At 61.6% G+C, this 17586-nt stretch carries 18 protein-coding genes and 1 tRNA gene; all 19 read left to right on the forward strand.

Annotation, left to right across the window (positions count from 1 at the left end; all coding sequences use genetic code 11):
- Nucleotides 1-72: 72 nt before the first annotated feature.
- The 19 genes from RWT78_RS07580 (at nt 73) to RWT78_RS07670 (ending at nt 17214) form a co-directional block, all read left to right on the forward strand.
- A tRNA-Trp gene (locus tag RWT78_RS07580) sits at nt 73-145 on the forward strand.
- Between the two features lie 31 nt (nt 146-176).
- Nucleotides 177-680 (forward strand): preprotein translocase subunit SecE, encoded by a 504-nt coding sequence (gene secE, locus RWT78_RS07585; RefSeq protein ID WP_003942030.1) that lies wholly within the window; start codon nt 177-179, stop codon nt 678-680.
- An 84-nt stretch (nt 681-764) separates the two neighbouring features.
- Nucleotides 765-1601 carry a transcription termination/antitermination protein NusG gene (nusG, locus tag RWT78_RS07590; RefSeq protein ID WP_003942049.1) on the forward strand — a complete coding sequence of 279 codons (837 nt, stop codon included), beginning with the start codon at nt 765-767 and terminating at the stop codon, nt 1599-1601.
- Nucleotides 1602-1667: 66 nt separating this feature from the next.
- The gene (gene rplK, locus RWT78_RS07595) at nt 1668-2102 is read left to right on the forward strand and encodes a 50S ribosomal protein L11 (protein ID WP_003941896.1); all 435 of its coding nucleotides are present in this window, start codon (nt 1668-1670) and stop codon (nt 2100-2102) included.
- A gap of 109 nt (nt 2103-2211) precedes the next feature.
- Nucleotides 2212-2931, forward strand: a complete 720-nt coding sequence (gene rplA / locus RWT78_RS07600; RefSeq protein WP_003941982.1) for a 50S ribosomal protein L1 — start codon at nt 2212-2214, stop codon at nt 2929-2931.
- 134 nt (nt 2932-3065) lie between these two features.
- Entirely contained in the window at nt 3066-3758 is a 693-nt protein-coding gene (locus RWT78_RS07605; protein WP_019744313.1) for a hypothetical protein, read from the forward strand.
- Nucleotides 3759-4194: 436 nt separating this feature from the next.
- A complete protein-coding gene (gene rplJ, locus RWT78_RS07610) occupies nt 4195-4779 on the forward strand; it encodes a 50S ribosomal protein L10 (protein WP_003942074.1) in 585 nt (194 codons plus the stop codon).
- 78 nt (nt 4780-4857) lie between these two features.
- The gene (rplL, locus tag RWT78_RS07615) at nt 4858-5244 is read left to right on the forward strand and encodes a 50S ribosomal protein L7/L12 (RefSeq protein ID WP_003941857.1); all 387 of its coding nucleotides are present in this window, start codon (nt 4858-4860) and stop codon (nt 5242-5244) included.
- A 259-nt stretch (nt 5245-5503) separates the two neighbouring features.
- Complete coding sequence (locus RWT78_RS07620) at nt 5504-6625, forward strand: ABC transporter ATP-binding protein (protein ID WP_007728450.1); 1122 nt, start codon at nt 5504-5506, stop codon at nt 6623-6625.
- Nucleotides 6626-6634: 9 nt separating this feature from the next.
- The gene (locus RWT78_RS07625; RefSeq protein ID WP_003942038.1) at nt 6635-7429 is read left to right on the forward strand and encodes an ABC transporter permease; all 795 of its coding nucleotides are present in this window, start codon (nt 6635-6637) and stop codon (nt 7427-7429) included.
- A 5-nt stretch (nt 7430-7434) separates the two neighbouring features.
- Nucleotides 7435-8295 carry an ABC transporter permease gene (locus tag RWT78_RS07630; RefSeq protein WP_314675051.1) on the forward strand — a complete coding sequence of 287 codons (861 nt, stop codon included), beginning with the start codon at nt 7435-7437 and terminating at the stop codon, nt 8293-8295.
- Nucleotides 8292-9653 (forward strand): MCE family protein, encoded by a 1362-nt coding sequence (locus RWT78_RS07635; RefSeq protein ID WP_003942007.1) that lies wholly within the window; start codon nt 8292-8294, stop codon nt 9651-9653. Before RWT78_RS07630 ends, RWT78_RS07635 begins: the two co-directional genes overlap by 4 nt.
- Nucleotides 9650-10729: an MCE family protein gene (locus RWT78_RS07640; protein WP_003941932.1), complete on the forward strand. Its 1080-nt coding sequence runs from the start codon at nt 9650-9652 to the stop codon at nt 10727-10729. Before RWT78_RS07635 ends, RWT78_RS07640 begins: the two co-directional genes overlap by 4 nt.
- Nucleotides 10726-11721: an MCE family protein gene (locus RWT78_RS07645; protein ID WP_003942053.1), complete on the forward strand. Its 996-nt coding sequence runs from the start codon at nt 10726-10728 to the stop codon at nt 11719-11721. Before RWT78_RS07640 ends, RWT78_RS07645 begins: the two co-directional genes overlap by 4 nt.
- Nucleotides 11721-12974 carry an MCE family protein gene (locus RWT78_RS07650; protein ID WP_003941941.1) on the forward strand — a complete coding sequence of 418 codons (1254 nt, stop codon included), beginning with the start codon at nt 11721-11723 and terminating at the stop codon, nt 12972-12974. Before RWT78_RS07645 ends, RWT78_RS07650 begins: the two co-directional genes overlap by 1 nt.
- Entirely contained in the window at nt 12971-14248 is a 1278-nt protein-coding gene (locus RWT78_RS07655) for an MCE family protein (protein ID WP_003941859.1), read from the forward strand. The genes RWT78_RS07650 and RWT78_RS07655 overlap by 4 nt, the downstream gene beginning before the upstream one ends.
- Nucleotides 14245-15492, forward strand: a complete 1248-nt coding sequence (locus tag RWT78_RS07660) for an MCE family protein (protein ID WP_003942085.1) — start codon at nt 14245-14247, stop codon at nt 15490-15492. The genes RWT78_RS07655 and RWT78_RS07660 overlap by 4 nt, the downstream gene beginning before the upstream one ends.
- Nucleotides 15493-15591: 99 nt before the next feature.
- A complete protein-coding gene (locus RWT78_RS07665) occupies nt 15592-16320 on the forward strand; it encodes a hypothetical protein (RefSeq protein ID WP_007728440.1) in 729 nt (242 codons plus the stop codon).
- Nucleotides 16321-16365: 45 nt separating this feature from the next.
- On the forward strand, nt 16366-17214 hold the full coding sequence (locus RWT78_RS07670) for a hypothetical protein (protein ID WP_064113963.1): 849 nt from the start codon (nt 16366-16368) through the stop codon (nt 17212-17214).
- Nucleotides 17215-17586: the final 372 nt, after the last annotated feature.

The following is a 17586-nucleotide window of genomic DNA, read 5'->3' on the forward strand; positions in this document are numbered from 1 at the left end:
ATAACTTTTCTGCTAATATGGTCCAGTGTTGTGCCAGCCCGGCGGTATTTCCGGATGTGGTGCGATGCGCATAGGGGCGTAGCTCAATTGGCAGAGCAGCGGTCTCCAAAACCGCAGGTTGCAGGTTCAAGTCCTGTCGCCCCTGCCCCCGGATGCCAGCGACTGAGAGGAACGACGTGAGCGAGGAGCGCGCCAAGCGCGACGCCGACACTTCGGATGCGGAGACTTCACCGTCTGCCGATTCGACCGGTGTCGACGACACTGCAGCTGACGCGACTACGCGTTCCGATCTTTCGTTGGACAAGGACGGTGCCGAGAAGGCTCCCTCCGCATCCAGTGGGGTTTCCAACAAGCCGACCGGCAAGCGCGCTGCACGCGGCGCCTCGGTCAGCGCGTCCACCGTGAAGACTCCGGCCCGGACGGCATCCCGGACATCTTCGGCCAAGCCGACTGCAACGAACCCCGGCAAGAAGCCCAAGGCGAAGAAGGACAACATCTTCAAGCGCCTGCGCAAATTCTTCCGCGAGGTCATCGCAGAACTCCGTAAGGTCATCTGGCCGAACCGCAAGCAGATGATCACCTACACCAGCGTCGTGCTGACGTTCGTGGTCTTCATGGTCGCTTTCATCAGCGGCGTCGATATCGCTGTGATCAAGGGTGTCACCTGGCTGTTCGGCTGATCGCCGTAGCAGTCGGGCGTCTTTGCCTGCGAGCGCGACAAGACCCGACCCGGGTCCGAGTAACGAGAGGAAGCGAGTGCCCCAGTGAGCACCCCCGAGAACGACACGAATGAGGCTTTGGCCGAAGAGCGTGTTTCTGCCGAGGCGGCAGCCGAAGTAGACGTCGTGGTTGCCGAAGGCACCGATGCAGACGTTGCCGAAGGCACTGATGCAGACGCTGCAGCGACCGAGGACGTCATCTCCGACGATGCCGAGAACTCCGACGAGGCCGCTCCCGCCGCCGAGCTCGAGGTCGAGGATCCCGTTGCCGAACTCAAGGCTGCGCTGCGCCGCGCCCCGGGTGACTGGTACGTCATCCACTCGTACGCCGGTTACGAGAACAAGGTCAAGACCAACCTCGAGACTCGCGTTCAGAACCTCGATGTCGGCGACTACATCTTCCAGGTGGAAGTTCCCACCGAAGAGGTCACCGAGATCAAGAACGGCCAGCGCAAGCAGGTCAACCGCAAGGTTCTGCCCGGATACATCCTCGTTCGCATGGAGCTCAACGACGAGTCGTGGGGCGCCGTGCGCAACACGCCTGGTGTCACCGGTTTTGTCGGTGCCACGTCGCGTCCCTCGCCGCTGACCCTCAACGAGGTCGTCAAGTTCCTGCTCCCGCAGCAGGAGCAGAAGAAGCAGCAGGCTGCAGCGGCCGCCGTCGCAGCAGGCGAGGCACCGTCCGAGTCCTTCGGCAAGCCCCTCATCGAGGTCGACTTCGAGGTCGGCGAGTCGGTCACCGTCATGGACGGCCCGTTCGCAACCCTTCCGGCCAGCATCAGCGAGGTCAACGGCGAGCAGCAGAAGCTCAAGGTTCTCGTGTCGATCTTCGGTCGTGAAACCCCGGTTGAGCTCAACTTCAACCAGGTCGCGAAGATCTGACCACCCCAAAACTTGCAATTTGTTCGACGCAAGACACACACCCAAGCTAGAAACTAGGAACTAGAGATGCCCCCAAAGAAGAAGAAGCTCGCCGGGCTCATCAAGCTGCAGATCCAGGCAGGTCAGGCTAACCCTGCACCTCCCGTGGGTCCCGCGCTCGGTCAGCACGGCGTGAACATCATGGAGTTCTGCAAGGCCTACAACGCGGCGACTGAGTCCCAGCGCGGCAACGTTGTGCCGGTCGAGATCTCGGTCTACGAAGACCGGACCTTCGATTTCAAGCTGAAGACCCCTCCCGCCGCCAAGCTGCTCCTCAAGGCAGCCGGCGTCGCCAAGGGCTCCGGCGAACCGCACAAGACCAAGGTTGCCTCGGTGACCATGGATCAGGTGCGCGAAATCGCGAAGACCAAGGCTGAAGACCTCAATGCCAATGACATCGAGCAGGCCGCGAAGATCATCGCCGGCACCGCTCGTTCCATGGGCATCACGGTCCAGGGCTGATAGTCCGCTCCACAGCATTACGTGGGAGGGCCGGCCAGGCCCCGACCACAACTGAACCATTCACCACTGCACAGGTAATTCGCTGCAGTGACAAGTAAGGACAGAACAAATGGCAAAGCGCAGCAAGGCGTACCTCGCCGCCGCTGAGAAGATCGACGCAGACAAGCTCTACAGCCCGCTTCAGGCTGCAAAGCTCGCCAAGGAGACGTCGTCCACCAAGATGGATGCAACCGTTGAGGTTGCAGTTCGTCTGGGCGTCGACCCCCGTAAGGCTGACCAGATGGTCCGCGGAACGGTCAACCTGCCCCACGGCACCGGTAAGACCGCTCGCGTCATCGTGTTCGCTGTTGGCGAGAAGGCAGCAGAAGCCGAGGCTGCAGGCGCTGACGTAGTCGGTGCAGAAGACCTGATCGAGCGCATCCAGGGTGGATGGGTCGATTTCGACGCCGCAATCGCGACTCCTGATCAGATGGCCAAGGTCGGCCGCATCGCCCGTGTCCTCGGACCGCGTGGCCTGATGCCGAACCCGAAGACGGGCACCGTCACGGCGGATGTCACCAAGGCTGTCAACGACATCAAGGGCGGAAAGATCAACTTCCGCGTCGACAAGCAGGCCAACCTGCACTTCGTCATCGGCAAGGCATCGTTCGACGATGAGAAGCTGGTGGAGAACTACGGCGCAGCCCTGGACGAGATCCTGCGTGCGAAGCCCTCGTCGGCCAAGGGTCGCTACGTGAAGAAGATCACGGTCTCGACCACCACCGGTCCGGGCATCCCGGTGGATCCGAACCGTACTCGCAACCTCCTCGAGGATGCTGCAGACGCGTAAGCAGTCCGCATACGAACAAGAAGGCCGGCAGGGATCACTCCCTGCCGGCCTTCTTGCCGTTTCGGGAGAGGGTGATCCCTGCCGGTGGTATCGGTCCATCGGTGGTATCGATCTAACGGTGGCATCATCGGGGTATGCACGAAGCGTTCCAGTTCCTCGGAAACTTTTGGTGGCTGATCTTCGTTTTCGGCGGCACCATCGGTGGGGCGCTGAAAGGTGTCGCGGTTGCCAACGAAAGGCGGATCGAGCGCCGGCAAGAGCGCTTCCGGCTCAAGCAGGAGACCAAGGTCGCCATCGCGCAGGCCAACGCACAACATCACGCCGACGAAGAAACACAGCGCCGAGAGCTGGCCAAGGCAATCGAGCAGCACGATGCGGTCGACGCCCGATGGTTCTCGTACGAGCTCGATCCGGTCACACTGCTCGACACTCCGATGATGACGGACATGCGTGAGCCTTTGACGGCCGATTTTCATCGAGCCAAATATCGTGCCGATCTGCTCCGTCCAGGCAATCCGGAGACGATGATCGGCAACCAGCAGGCACAAACCGAGTACCGCGAGGCGGTGCACGCTTACTCGATCGCCTTCGAGATCGCGGAAGCGGAGGCGAAGCGTCGCCGACGGAGCGGATTCACCCTCGATGAACAAGAGCGCCTGGTACGGGCGCAACGTCTGCTGCGCCTGGCCATGGACGATGGCGCGACGCCGCAGGAACGTCAGAGCGCGTATCGGAAGGCTCACAAAGAACTCGACGGGCTGCTGGTGCTGCCGGACCGAGCTCGGGCAGAGATCGAACACAAGATCGCCAGGGCCATCGGTGCTTGAAAAAACCGGGTGCTTGAAGAAACCAGCTGCGTGACGAACCCGATTTGGTTATGCAGCGAGTAGTCAGGTAGTCTTCGACGCGGAGTTCAGTGCTGGATATGAACTTCACCCCAAAATCATGTTCTACCCAAGACCGTTGGTGATTGCACTCAGTGATGGGTGTGGTTGAAAGTCCGGGAATGCCCGGCGGCCCACGTAGGTGAACGAGGTAGGGGGATAGCTTGATGTAGTGGTTCTACAGTTTGCCTGGTTATGCACTGCTTTGCGTTGCATCGTTACGCTGATTCGTAAGCCTCTTCTTCATGTTTCCTCTGTACGCCCCGTGCGCTTGCGCCGGGGCGTTTTGCATGTCGCGGACTGTGTCTTCTCGGGTTCACCCCGATGAGGTGCAGCGGTTCCTGAGTGGGACAACGACTGTCACGAGAGGAGGCGAAGTATGGCAAAGCCTGAGAAGGTTTCCGCAGTTGCGGAAATCACCGAGCAGTTCAAGGGTTCGACCGCCGCTGTGGTCACGGAATACCGTGGCCTTTCGGTTGGCAACATCACGACACTGCGACGCGCTCTCGGAGAAGGTGCCACCTACTCCGTCGCCAAGAACACCCTGGTCAAGCGTGCCGCCGCAGAGGCTGGCATCGAGGGCCTTGATGACCTGTTCGTTGGTCCGACCGCCATTGCATTCATCAAGGGCGAACCGGTCGACGCTGCGAAGGCTCTGAAGAACTTCGCTAAGGACAACAAGGCGCTCATCATCAAGGGCGGCTACATGGACGGCGCTGCGCTGTCCGTGGAAGAGGTCAACAAGATCGCGGATCTCGAATCCCGCGAAATCCTGTTGGCAAAGCTTGCCGGCGCGATGAAGGGCAACTTGGCAAAGGCCGCAGGCCTGTTCAATGCTCCCGCTTCGCAGATGGCCCGTCTGGCCGCTGCCCTGCAGGAGAAGAAGGCTGCAGAAGGCGGAGCCGCAGAGGCCCCCGCAGAGGCTGCCACCGAGGCTCCGGCCGAGGCCGAAGCCGAAAGCTGATCCGCACCCGCGCATCACTGCTATAACCCCGCCCGGTCGCGGATCAGCGACATGGGACTTACAGGAAGGACCGCCACAATGGCGAAGCTCAGCACCGAAGAGTTGTTGGACCAGTTCAAGGAGCTCACCCTCCTCGAGCTCTCGGAGTTCGTTAAGGCATTCGAGGAGACCTTCGAGGTCACCGCTGCTGCTCCCGTCGCCGTCGCCGCTGCAGGCGCACCGGCTGCCGGCGCAGAAGCTGCTGAAGAGCAGGACGAGTTCGACGTCGTCCTCGAGTCGGCTGGCGACAAGAAGATCCAGGTCATCAAGGTCGTCCGTGAGGTCGTTTCCGGCCTCGGCCTGAAGGAAGCCAAGGACCTCGTCGAGAGCGCTCCGAAGGCTATCCTCGAGAAGGTTGCCAAGGACGCCGCAGAGGCTGCCAAGGAAAAGCTCGAAGCTGCCGGCGCAAAGATCGTCATCAAGTAAGACGGTTTTCCCGCTGCTCTTCGCGAGTAGTAACGAAGAGGGCCACTCCCCACGGGGAGTGGCCCTCTTTTTTTGAACTTTTTTCGCGGGTGATATGCCGGAATTCATGCAGGTGGGAGGGGTGTCCGAACTAGGCTGTGATCTGAATTATGCTTCTTCCCTACTCGTTAGTAGTATTCGCAGTCACGGGTACCACTCCCATGCGATAGAGTGACCCAACCCACACGGGTGCATGCATGCAACGGACGTCGCGGAGGTAATGGTGGGAGTCGAGGTAGCGGTACAAGGACTGACAAAGTCTTTCGGGTCGCAGAGGATTTGGCAGGACGTGTCGTTGACACTTCCCGCGGGTGAGGTCAGCGCACTGCTCGGGCCTTCGGGTACCGGTAAGTCGGTGTTCCTGAAGTCCCTGATCGGACTGCTCCGCCCTGAACAAGGCTCCATCGTCATCGACGGCACGGACATCCTGCAGTGCTCCTCCAAGGAGCTCTACGAGATCCGCAAGCTGTTCGGCGTTCTCTTCCAGGACGGCGCACTGTTCGGCTCGATGAACTTGTACGACAACATCGCCTTCCCGCTTCGTGAGCACACCAAGAAGTCGGAATCCGATATCCGCAAGATCGTGATGGAGAAGTTGGACCTCACGGGTCTGGTCGGCGCCGAGGACAAGCTTCCCGGTGAGATCTCCGGCGGTATGCGCAAGCGTGCCGGTCTGGCGCGTGCACTCGTTCTCGATCCCGAGATCATCCTCGTCGACGAGCCTGACTCCGGTCTCGATCCGGTGCGTACGACGTACATCAGCCAGACGCTGATCGACATCAACGCCCAGTCGGACGCGACGATTCTGATCGTCTCGCACAACATCAACCTCGCACGCACGGTGCCGGACAACATCGGCATGCTTTTCCGTCGTCAGTTGGTGATGTTCGGTCCTCGCGAGGTGCTGCTCACCTCGGACGAGCCCGTCGTCAAGCAGTTCCTCAACGGAACGATGATCGGTCCGATCGGTATGTCGGAGGAGAAGGACGAGGCTCAGATGGCGCACGAGCAGGCGCTCGTCGACGCCGGTCACCACGCCGGTGGTGTCGACGACGTCGAGGGCATCGTGCCGCAGATGAAGGCCACCCCCGGAAACCCGGAGCGTCAGGCTGTTCGTCGTCGCCAGGAGCGCGTCCGTCAGATCATGCACACCCTCCCAGCTAACGCACAGGCGGCGATTCAGGACAGCCTCGACGAGGTTGACGGAACTGGGCAGTACGATCCCCAGTACGCCGAAGCGAGCGGCTATCAGGGGGAGTGGAACGACAACTCGCAAGACACGCAGGTCATTCCTGCATACGAGGGCGATCCCTACGGAAACACGACACACGGGCAAGGGTAGGCATATCGGATGGGGGTTACCCGCAACTCGGTTCTGAGTCCGGTCAACGGAGCATTAACTCAGGCCGGAAACATCGTCGAACTGTTTGTCGACGTCGTCAGGAATACGTTCCGGCGTCCATTTCAGTTCCGTGAGTTCATCGAGCAGGCCTGGTTCATCGCCAGCGTGACAATTTTGCCGACGGCATTGGTAGCCATCCCTTTCGGCGCCGTCGTCTCACTGCAGACCGGTTCGCTGATCAAGCAGTTGGGTGCAGAATCGTTCACCGGCGCTGCCAGCGTCCTGGCGGTGATCCAGCAGGGTAGCCCCCTGGTGACAGCGTTGCTGGTCGCCGGTGCGGCCGGATCGGCCGTGACGGCCGATCTCGGTTCTCGAACCATCCGTGAAGAGATCGACGCGATGGAAGTCCTCGGAATCAATCCGATTCAGCGCCTGGTGGTTCCGCGTGTACTCGCGATGGTGCTGATCGCTGTTCTGCTCAACGGACTGGTGTCCGTCGTCGGTATCGCGGGTGGTTACTTCTTCAACGTGATCCTGCAGGGCGGTAACCCCGGTGCCTACATCTCGTCGTTCTCAGCTTTTGCGCAGCTACCGGACATTTGGAGCGGTGAGATCAAAGCCGCGGTGTTCGGTGTCATCGCTGGTGTGATCTCCGCGTACAAGGGACTCCACCCGTCCGGTGGCCCGAAGGGCGTCGGTGAGGCGGTGAACCAGGCCGTCGTCATCACGTTCCTGCTGTTGTTCTTCGCCAATCTGATTCTGACGATGGTGTACCTCCAGATCGTGCCGGCGAAGGGATCTTGACCTAAATGACCATCGCACGAGGCCGCGGCGATCAGTTCCTGCTGAAGAGCCGCAAAGTAGCCAGAATTCCAGTGAACGCGTTGGACCGCGCGGGCGAGCAGATGTCGTTCTACGCGCGCGCCATCGCGTGGACCCCTCGCACGCTGCATCGGTACCGGAAGGAGACGCTTCGACTACTCGCCGAAGTGACCTTCGGTAGCGGTGCGCTCGCGGTGATCGGCGGAACCATCGGCGTCATCGCGATGATGTCCGGATTCACGGGTGTCGTCGTCGGCCTCCAGGGCTTCGCCGCTCTGGAGCAGTTGGGTAGCTCGGTCCTGACCGGCTTCCTCTCCGCATACGTCAACACCCGTGAGATCGCTCCGATCGTTGCGGCTCTTGCGCTCTCGGCCACGGTTGGTTGTGGCTTCACCGCCCAACTCGGTGCCATGCGAATCTCCGAAGAGATCGACGCGCTCGAGGTCATGGCAGTTCCGTCGGTGCCGTTCCTGGTCACGACGCGCATGATCGCCGGCTTCGTCGCCGTCATCCCGCTGTACATCGTGGGTCTACTCGCGGCGTACCTCGCCTCGAGAGTGATCAGCACGGTCTTCAACGGGCAGTCGACGGGCTCGTACGACCACTACTTCAACCTGTTCCTGCCACCGCAGGACGTGCTGTATTCGTTTGCGAAAGTCCTGGTCTTCGCCTTCGTGCTGATCCTCATCCACTGCTACTACGGGTTCCACGCCTCAGGTGGTCCCGCAGGTGTCGGCGTGGCCGTAGGACGCGCTGTTCGCGCCGCAAACGGGACGATATCCGTTCTAGAATTCTTCCTCAGCCTAGCAATCTGGGGCACCACGACGACAGTGAGGGTGGCCGGATGATCGAGGCTCCGTCAGTCCTGCGCCGCCGTGTGCTCGGACTCGTGTTCTTCGTGGTGTTGGCATTGTTCCTGGCCTTCACCATCGGAACCTTCAACAAGACGTTCAAGGACGTCGTGAAGATCGACCTCGTGACCGACACAGTCGGAAATGCGTTGCCACCCAACGCGGACGTCAAGGTCCGTGGGCTGCTGGTCGGCGAGGTGCGATCCGCGTCGACGAAAGACGGCCAGGTCACCTCGGTCCTCGCGATCGAGCCGGACAAGGCTGATCTGATTCCGTCCAACGTCACGGCGCGTCTGCTCCCGAAGACGCTTTTCGGTGAGCGCTACGTCTCCCTGATCATTCCGGAGGGAACCACCGCGACCCCGATTTCCGCGGGAACGGTGATCCACCAGGACAAGAGCGGCAATGCTGTCGAGGTCGGCGACGTTCTGGACGGACTGCTCCCACTTCTGCAGGCGATTCCGCCGCAGGATCTGGCGAACACTCTCGGTTCTCTCGCGCAGGGTCTGACGGGACGCGGCGCCGAGCTCGGTCTGACGGTCGATCGTCTCGAGGAGATCTTCCGCGGCGTCAATACCGAACTGCCCGCGGTGCAAGAGGATCTGCGCAAGTTCGCGGACTTCTCCCAGACGTACTCGGACGCTGCGCCCGATCTGATCAACGCTCTCGACAATCTGCGGACCACGGGTAACACGGTGGTGCAGAAGCAGGACCAGTTGCGGACACTGCTGGCGTCGCTCACCGTGACATCGTCGGACACCGCAGCCTTCCTCGAAGCGAACTCGTCCTCGATCATCACGCTCGCTGCGGATTCGAAGGAAGCTCTCCAGCTTCTGGCCCAGTACTCTCCGACCTTCGGGTGCACGTTCAAGGGCTTCTCGGACACCGCTCCGGAAGCTGCCAAGATCCTGTCCACCGACGCGCCCAATCCTGGTGTGCGTGCGAGTATTCAGATCGTGAACCCCAAGGGTCGCTACCTGCCCAACCAGGACGAGCCACGGCTCGTCGACAACCGCGGCCCGGTTTGCTACGACAACGTCACCGAGCCCGGTCGTCCGTTCCCGCAGTACCCCGGCGGTTCGTACGGTGACGGTTCCTACCAGGTTCCTTCCCGCAATCCAGGTCCCGCCACCATGGAATTCCTGCCTGCACCCGAGGGCTCCGGACCTCAGTTGTTCTCGACCAACAACAGCGGTCCTGCTCAGCAGGCCGGCTACGCGGGCTCGAAACTCGAAGAGGATACGTTGAAGGTGATCTACGGACAGGCCAACGGTGTTGCGCCGGACGATGTTCCGGCGTGGACCACGATGGTCAGCGCTCCGGCATTCGCAGGTGCGGAGGTGAGCGTCCAATGAGAGGACTCGCAGCTCCGCTGACAAAGCTCATCATCTTCGTTGTGGTGACGGTCCTGGCGACAGGACTGCTGGCAGCCAGTATCGCCAACCTCGGCGGCGGTGGCGGCACCAAGTTCAACGCCGTCTTCTCCGACGTCACTTCGTTGAACGAGGGCGACGAGGTTCGCATTGCCGGTGTTCGTGTCGGCCAGGTCGAGAAGATTGCCATCGTCAACGACAACCAGGCCGAGGTCCAGTTCTCGGTATCCGACCGTGATTGGTTGCCTGCCAGTTCCATCGCCACGATCCGGTTCCGCAACCTGGTGGGGCAGCGGTACATCTCGCTCTCGCAAGGTGAAGGCAGCCAGGGCAAGAAGATCACCGGCGGCGATACCCTGCCGCTGTCTCAGACGCGCCCGGCAGTCAACCTCACGACACTCTTCAACGGCTTCAAGCCGCTGTTCACCACCCTGAGCGCGGACGACGTCAACAAGCTGTCGTACCAGATCATCCAGGTGTTCCAAGGCGAATCGGGCACCATCAGTGAGCTCGTGCGCAACACCGCGAGCCTGACCAACACCGTCGCGGACAAGGACGCGGTCATCGGCGCGGTGATCAAGAACCTCAACGACGTTCTCGACACCGTCAACGCGAACGACAAGAACCTCGATTCACTGATCGTCAACACCCAGCAACTCGTCACCGGGTTGGCCAACGAGCGTGGGGTGGTCGGTTCGGCCGTCACCTCACTCGCCGGCCTGACCGACGCGACGGCAGACCTGCTCGAGCCGACGCGGCCGTCGATTCAGGGCTCGATCACGGCGCTCAACACGCTGGCGACCACACTCAATCGTCGGAGTGACGACGTGAACGCGGTGCTCGAGACCTTGCCGGTCAAGCTCGAGAAGCTCGCACGCGTAGCGAGCTACGGTTCCTGGTTCCAGTTCTATCTGTGCGGAATCGACATCGTTGCCGGTCCAGGACAGTCTGCGTCGCTGAATCTGCCCACCGGCCTGCCGACGGTCAATCAGCCGATTTACACCAACGCGGCCACGCGATGCACTCAAGACGGTATGAGGGAGTTGCAAGGTCGATGAGCAAACGTCGCAGTCCGGCAATGGCCGGAGCCATCGGTATCTTCGTGGTGCTGCTGGCCACTTTGTCCGCGTTCTTCCTCGATTCGCTTCCGTTCGTGGGAGCAGGCTCGTCCTATTCCGCCGAGTTCTCCGAAGCCGCGGGTCTCAAGCCTGGTAACGAGGTTCGTATCGCCGGCGTGAAGGTCGGCAAGGTCACTTCCGTCGATCTCGACGGTGACCGTGTTCTCGTCGACTTCAAGGTCAGTGACGCCTGGGTGGGAGATCAAACCTCTGCGTCCATTCAGATCAAGACCATTCTGGGACAGAAGTACCTCGCACTAGATCCGCGCGGAACCGACAACCTCGATCCCAAGGATCGGATTCCGCTCGAGCGCACCACCTCTCCGTACGACGTCGTTCAGGCCTTCTCGGCCGCGGCGGACACCGTCGGCGACATCGACACCGACCAGTTGGCGAAGAGCATGGAGACGTTGTCCCAGGCATTCTCCGAGACACCTGGCGACGTCCGCGCTTCGCTCGACGGTGTCAGCCGGCTGTCGCAGACGATCGCGAGCCGCGATCAGGACCTGCAGAAGCTCTTCGCCGCCACCGGGAAGACGTCGCAGATTCTTGCGGATCGCAACAAGGAATTCACCCAGCTGATCCGTGACGGCGGACTTTTGGTGCAGGAACTCAACAATCGCCAGCAAGCGATTTCGCAGCTGCTCACCGGAACTCAGCGCGTCTCTCAGCAGCTCACCGGTCTCGTTCGTGACAACGAGGCGGCAATCGGGCCGGCGCTGACGCAGCTCAACGGCGTCATCGACATCTTGAAGGCCAACAACGAGAACTTGGACAAGGCACTGAAGCTCTACGAACCCTTCATTCGCTTGTACGCCAACGTGGTCGGCAACGGCCGTTGGTTCGACCAGGTCGTCGTGAACCTCCTTCCGCCGGGTCTGCCGGACATTCCGGGCTACCGTGACCCCGTTCGTACGTTGGGAGGCAACTGATGGCTGATACTGCCGAAGCCGGAAGCGGCTCCAAGAAGCGCTCGGTCGCGATCATCGCCGCTGTTCTGATCGGGTTACTCGTAATCGGTGGCGCGCTGTGGTGGGTGTTCACTCGCGCCGGTACCACCAAGATCACCGCCTACTTCGACAAGTCGGTGGGTATCTACGACGGTTCCGACGTTCGTGTTCTCGGTGTCAAGGTCGGCACCGTCGAATCCGTCGAACCCCAGGGAGATCAGGTCAAGGTCGAGCTGCGTGTCGATCGTGGGATCGACATTCCCGCGGGTGCCAGTGCCGCTCAGATCACGCCGTCGGTGGTTGCCGACCGCTACATCCAGCTGACACCGGTCTTCACCGGCGGCGACAAGATGGCCAGCGGTGCAGTAATTCCGATCGAGAAGACGGCGACGCCTGTCGAGGTCGACCAGTTGTACTCCAGCATCGACGAACTCGCGTCGGCTCTCGGTCCTGAAGGTGCCAACAAGAACGGAGCACTGTCCGATTTCGTCGAGACAGGTGCGGCCAACCTCGAGGGCAACGGTGAAGCGTTGGGAGACAGCATCACCAACCTCTCGGATGCCGCACGGACGCTCAACGATTCGCGTGACAACATCTCGCTCACCATCAAGAACCTGGATACTTTTGTGGGCGCTCTCGCGGCCAACGATCAGCAGGTGCGCCAGTTCAACACGCAGTTGTCGGACCTGACCGGATTCCTGGCAGGTGAGCGCGACGATCTCGGTGCCGCTCTGAACCAGCTCTCGATTGCGCTCGGCGACGTCGCGAAGTTCGTGGCCGACAACCGCGATCAACTGGTCCAGACAACCGAAGGTCTCGTCGAACCGACACAGACATTGGCGAACAACAAGGAAGCACTGGCCAACACGCTCACCATGCTTCCGCTGGCGATCTCCAACTTGGTCAACTCGTACGACGCCGAATCAGGTGTGCTGGCTTCACGTCTGGCGTTCCCTGATCTTCAGAACCCGGCCGGCGTGCTCTGCAAGTTGATGGACCTCGGCAAGCTGTTGCCCGGTGATCCGCGGTTCGAGGCATTGGGAAGGCAGATGCAACCGGCTATCGACCAGTGCGCAAACGTCGCTGCGATGACCGACGCAGCCAATCAGGCTGCAGGCCTGAACCTTCCCTTCGGCATCCTTGCCGGTTCCGAACGACAGATGCAGGTAGTTCCGGGCACTGTGCCCGGCGTCGTGTCACCGCGACTGACCAGTGGAAACGGGGAGGGCGAGTGAAGCGTTCATTGATAGTCGGCGCCGGACTGTGCGCCGTCCTGATCTCGGCAACAGCCTGCTCGTCCGAGGGAATCTACGCGGTTCCGCTTCCCGGCGGTCCCGATGTGGGTTCCGATCCGATGCACTTGACCATTCAGTTCGACGATGTCTTGGACCTTGTTCCGCAGTCCGCTGTGAAGGTCGACGGCGTTCCCGTCGGTCGCGTCGACGACGTGTCGGTCGGACCGGACGGATGGACCGCGGACGTCGGCATCATCCTCGACTCGTCGGTTGATCTGCCCGCCAACGCAATTGCCGCGGTCGAGCAGACTAACCTGCTCGGCGAGAAGTTCATCCAGCTGTCGGCCCCGCCGTCCGGACCGGACTCTGCGAAGCTGGCCGACGGTGACCTCATTCCGCTGGATCGCACTCGCCACGCCACGGAGATCGAGCAGGTTCTCGGCGCATTGTCGCTGCTGCTCAACGGCGGCGGTGTGGGCCAGTTGCAGCCCATCGTCGAAGAACTCGGTGCCGCGTTCGACGGTCGCGAAGGCAAGACGAGAAGTCTTCTGGAGCAGGCGAACACACTCATCGGTGGACTCAACGAGCAGCGTGACGACATCACACGCGCGCTCGACGGCCTGGATGTGCTCTCGACTCGCGTCAACGATCAGAACGAGAAGATCGGGAAGATTCTCGAGGAACTCCCCGTTGCGACACAGGTTCTCAACGAGCAGCGTCCGCAGCTGACGCAGATGCTCGCTCAGGTGGATCGACTCGGAACAGTGGGAACCGACGTCCTCACGCAGTCCAAGGACGATCTGATCGCTGATCTTCAGGCTCTGCGTCCGACGCTGCAGGCGCTCGCAGACTCCGGTGACGACTTCGTGGGGGCACTTCCGTTCCTCCCGACGTTCCCGTTTCCGGACGGTGTCGAGAAAATTGCACAGGGTGGTTCCGTCAACCTCTTCCTGAGTGTCGACCTGCAGATCGGCAATACACTCTCGGGTCTCGGTGTCGGGCAGGGAGAACCGGAATACCGCCAGCCCAAGTTCGGCAATCCCAAGCCGGTGGTTGACCCCTCCAACCCGTACTACAACGGCAACGGGCCGCGACCGGGGTGGCCGACAGTGTCACTGCTGCCGATCGCTCCGATCCTGCCGCAGGTTCCCGTTGTCGCCGGCCTTCCCGCCACAACAGCGGGTGACCCGGCAACGCCGGCGCCCGCGGCGAACCCACTCAACCCCATCCAGGGAATGCTGGAACAGTTCGGAATCGGCGGTGATGGACAGTGAGATCAGCTCTGGTCAGATGGCAGCTCGTCGGCTTTGTCGTGGTTGCGCTCCTGGGTCTCATCTACGTCGGCGCCAAATACGTGCGCCTGGACAACCTCATGGGGTTCGGTCAGTACACGGTCAAGACCGAATTGGCCACGTCCGGTGGAATTTTCACCAACGCCGAGGTGACATATCGCGGCGTGCCGGTCGGGCGAGTGGGCGACATGTCGTTGACCGAGGACGGAATTCAGGTCGACCTGAAGATCGACAACAGTGCTCCGGAGATTCCCGCGTCGGCCCGTGCCGTCGTGGCCAACCGCTCCGCCATCGGTGAGCAGTATGTCGACCTTCAGCCCGATACCGACCAGGGACCGTTTCTCGAGGACGGCTCGGTGATCGCGGTGGGGGACACCACAACTCCGATCCCGATCGAGGATGTGCTGACCAGTGCCAACGGCTTGGTCAAGTCCGTGCCCGTCGACGCGCTCCACACCGTCGCCGTCGAACTCGGTGCAGCGTTCAACGGGAAGGGCGAGGACATTCAGGTCCTGGCCGATTCGCTGTCCGGTCTCTCGCAGTCCGGGCTCGACACTCTGCCTCAGACGCTCGCGCTGATTCGGAACAGTGAGACGGTACTGACGACGCAGTCGGATCAGTCCTCCGCGATCAAGCAGTTCAGTACCGATCTCGATGCTGTCACGGCGCAGTTGCGGACCAGCGATCCGGACATCCGTCGCTTGATCGACAACGGCATCCCGGCCAGCGATCAGATCGGTGCCCTCATCAACGAGGCGGGCCCGAGCCTGACGACTGACCTGACCAATCTTGCCGCGACCACCAAGACGCTTGCGCCGCGAACGATCGCGCTGCAGCCGTTCCTGATCTTCCTTCCCGGCCTGGCCGCTGCCGCACCGACGGTTGCTCCCGGTGACGGAACGGTCCATCAGGGCTTGGTGCTGGAGACCAACAATCCGCTCTCGTGCACGGTGGGTTACGAAGGCACCATGGCGATCCTGGACGAGATGAAGCGTCAGAATCCCAATTTCGACGACACCCAGCAGGACTTCCCGCTCAACACCGCCGCGTCGTGTGAGACGCCGCTGGGCAGCGAGACGGGCGTCCGCAGTGCCAACCGCGTGGTGTACGCCGATCCCGACACGATCCAGCCTTGGGACTTCAAGCCGAAGGTCGATCCGGACAAGTTGAACCTCAACCCGATCGCGACGCAGTTGGCGCCGTTGCTCGGAGTGACACCGAAGTAGACCGATCCGAATGTGGTCGAGTTTGTGCAGTTCAGGCTACTGAGTTGTGGCAGTTGACGATTCGCGGCCAGAGGCTGGGCAAAACAGGTAAGTAGGGTAGTGAGTGTGATTCAGAGAAACAGTTCCCCGCAGTCCGGCGGGCCCGAGCAAGTGGAATCGGGAGCGCCGACAACCGGTAGACCGAAGGGGCTGACAGCGTCTCTGATTGCGGTCGGTGTCTTGCTTCTGGCGGCCGTGGTTGCGCTCGGTGTGTTCGGCGTCCCGTACGTTCGGGCGCTCACCACCGACCGCACCACCGCCGAGATGCGTGACGACGCGCTTATCGGTGCGCAGCAAGTCGCGATCAACCTCAACAACGCGGATTCGGCCAATCTCGACCAGTCGATCGAGAACATGCGTTCTTCGGTGACCGGTGACGAGATGACGACGTATCTGCAGACCGTTCAGGATTCCATCACCGACGAGTTGCGTAACTCGGGCTCGAAGGCTGACACCGAAGTCGTTCAGTCCGCGCTGACCGAGCTCAATACCGATGACCGGACCGCCACGGCACTGGTCGTCGTTCGAGTCACCACGACCCAGGGCAACCAGTTCGTCAAGAATCAGCTCGGCATGCGGCTGGGCATGGTCGAGGTCGACGGGGTCTGGAAGGCGCAGTCGGCTGATCCGATCGGCTCTCGGCTCGATCTCGGCTCCGGCACCCTGCCGGCCACCGACGGCTCCACGCCTGCTCCTGACGCAACGCCCGCACCCGGTTCGGGGACCGAGGCACCTGCCTCAGGTGCTCCCGCACCGACAACCGAGGGTGGTGATTCCGGTGGCCAGTAGTTCGTCGAACCTGCACACCGACATCCCTCGAAGGAGAAGCGCGTAATGCCACCCAAACGTCGTACCGGCGGACCGTCCTCCCCGCAGAACCGTCGGCCGAAGATCGCGGGAAGCGCTCGCTCGCTCAACGTCCCCGCGGGGACGTCCGATTCGGATCCGGTCGAGCCCACGATCGAACAGCCGGAAGAAGAAACACAGGAGGCTGTGAAGCCGGAGGTTGCGAAGCCGACGCTCACGAAGGCCGAGTCCGGAGAAATCGAGCCGCCGAAGACGGAAACCGACGCTCCGGAATCCACACCGGGCCCCGATCTGACCAAACCGGCGAAAACCGTCGCAGACGAGCCCAAGGCCCCTGCTACCCCGGAGACGGGCGCGGGGGAGTCGGCGACAACACCTACACAATCCAAGGCCGGTTGGCGCCTGGTCGCGATCCTGGGGGCCGCAGCGGTCATCGTCGCGATCCTCGCCGGCATCGCCTTCTTCAAAGTCGGCGCGAAGACGGACGACATCGCCTGGGTGGACGAAGGCGCCACGGCTGAAGTTCTTCGTGTGACGCCGTCGGCGTTGGCTGCAGTCTTCACGTTTTCTCCCGACACCTTCGACGCCGATTTCGACAAGGGTGTCCAGGGCCTGAACCAGTCGATGCGCGATCAGCTGACGCAGTACAAGGACACGCAGAAGGCCGGCGTCGAACAAACCCAGACGGCAACGACCGCTGATGTCCCGCTGATCGGGATCACACGGCTCGAGAAGGACCGGGCGCAGTTGCTCGCCCAACTGAACGTCAGCTCGACGCAGAACGGCGTGGCGGCAGACTCTCGCTCCGGAATGGTCATCGTGAGTCTGGAGAAGCAGGACGGAAACTGGCTGATCTCGGAGATTCGCGACCAGTAGCTCGGAGATTCGCGACGAGTAGCACCTGCGCACCAGCGCGAAGATCTGGATCGACGCACGATGTCGGTCCAGATTTTTCGTATGTGACGCCGTTGCTGGCTACACTCCCGGTGGCAGTGTTCGAATGCGCGTCACGAATGTTCGAATGCTGCGACACGCGCTCTCGCCCTTGACGGAGCGGTCCGCAAGGTCCACTCTGATCGGTGAACATGCACGGACGAGTGATCGGCAGTCTCACGTCAGTATCTGAATTCGACCCTCAGTTACACCCGACTCGACATTTCCAGAGTAAGGGTGTACTTTTGGACGTTGCGCTGGCTGCCTCCTGTCCACCCCTCGTCTCAACCGCTGCGAAGTCAAGTACTTCTTGCT

The sequence above is a fragment of the uncultured Rhodococcus sp. genome, assembly GCF_963525155.1.
Classification (GTDB): Bacteria; Actinomycetota; Actinomycetes; order Mycobacteriales; family Mycobacteriaceae; genus Rhodococcus_F; species Rhodococcus_F qingshengii.

What these genes read in the sequence shown, in the direction of transcription:
- RWT78_RS07625 (WP_003942038.1), top strand. Translation starts at nt 6,635, where the DNA reads ATGGGGGTTACCCGCAACTCGGTTCTGAGTCCGGTCAACGGAGCATTA.
- rplA (WP_003941982.1), top strand. Translation starts at nt 2,212, where the DNA reads ATGGCAAAGCGCAGCAAGGCGTACCTCGCCGCCGCTGAGAAGATCGAC.
- RWT78_RS07670 (WP_064113963.1), top strand. Translation starts at nt 16,366, where the DNA reads ATGCCACCCAAACGTCGTACCGGCGGACCGTCCTCCCCGCAGAACCGT.
- rplL (WP_003941857.1), top strand. Translation starts at nt 4,858, where the DNA reads ATGGCGAAGCTCAGCACCGAAGAGTTGTTGGACCAGTTCAAGGAGCTC.
- rplK (WP_003941896.1), top strand. Translation starts at nt 1,668, where the DNA reads ATGCCCCCAAAGAAGAAGAAGCTCGCCGGGCTCATCAAGCTGCAGATC.
- RWT78_RS07620 (WP_007728450.1), top strand. Translation starts at nt 5,504, where the DNA reads ATGGTGGGAGTCGAGGTAGCGGTACAAGGACTGACAAAGTCTTTCGGG.
- RWT78_RS07650 (WP_003941941.1), top strand. Translation starts at nt 11,721, where the DNA reads ATGGCTGATACTGCCGAAGCCGGAAGCGGCTCCAAGAAGCGCTCGGTC.
- RWT78_RS07605 (WP_019744313.1), top strand. Translation starts at nt 3,066, where the DNA reads ATGCACGAAGCGTTCCAGTTCCTCGGAAACTTTTGGTGGCTGATCTTC.
- RWT78_RS07635 (WP_003942007.1), top strand. Translation starts at nt 8,292, where the DNA reads ATGATCGAGGCTCCGTCAGTCCTGCGCCGCCGTGTGCTCGGACTCGTG.
- rplJ (WP_003942074.1), top strand. Translation starts at nt 4,195, where the DNA reads ATGGCAAAGCCTGAGAAGGTTTCCGCAGTTGCGGAAATCACCGAGCAG.
- RWT78_RS07645 (WP_003942053.1), top strand. Translation starts at nt 10,726, where the DNA reads ATGAGCAAACGTCGCAGTCCGGCAATGGCCGGAGCCATCGGTATCTTC.
- RWT78_RS07640 (WP_003941932.1), top strand. Translation starts at nt 9,650, where the DNA reads ATGAGAGGACTCGCAGCTCCGCTGACAAAGCTCATCATCTTCGTTGTG.
- RWT78_RS07630 (WP_314675051.1), top strand. Translation starts at nt 7,435, where the DNA reads ATGACCATCGCACGAGGCCGCGGCGATCAGTTCCTGCTGAAGAGCCGC.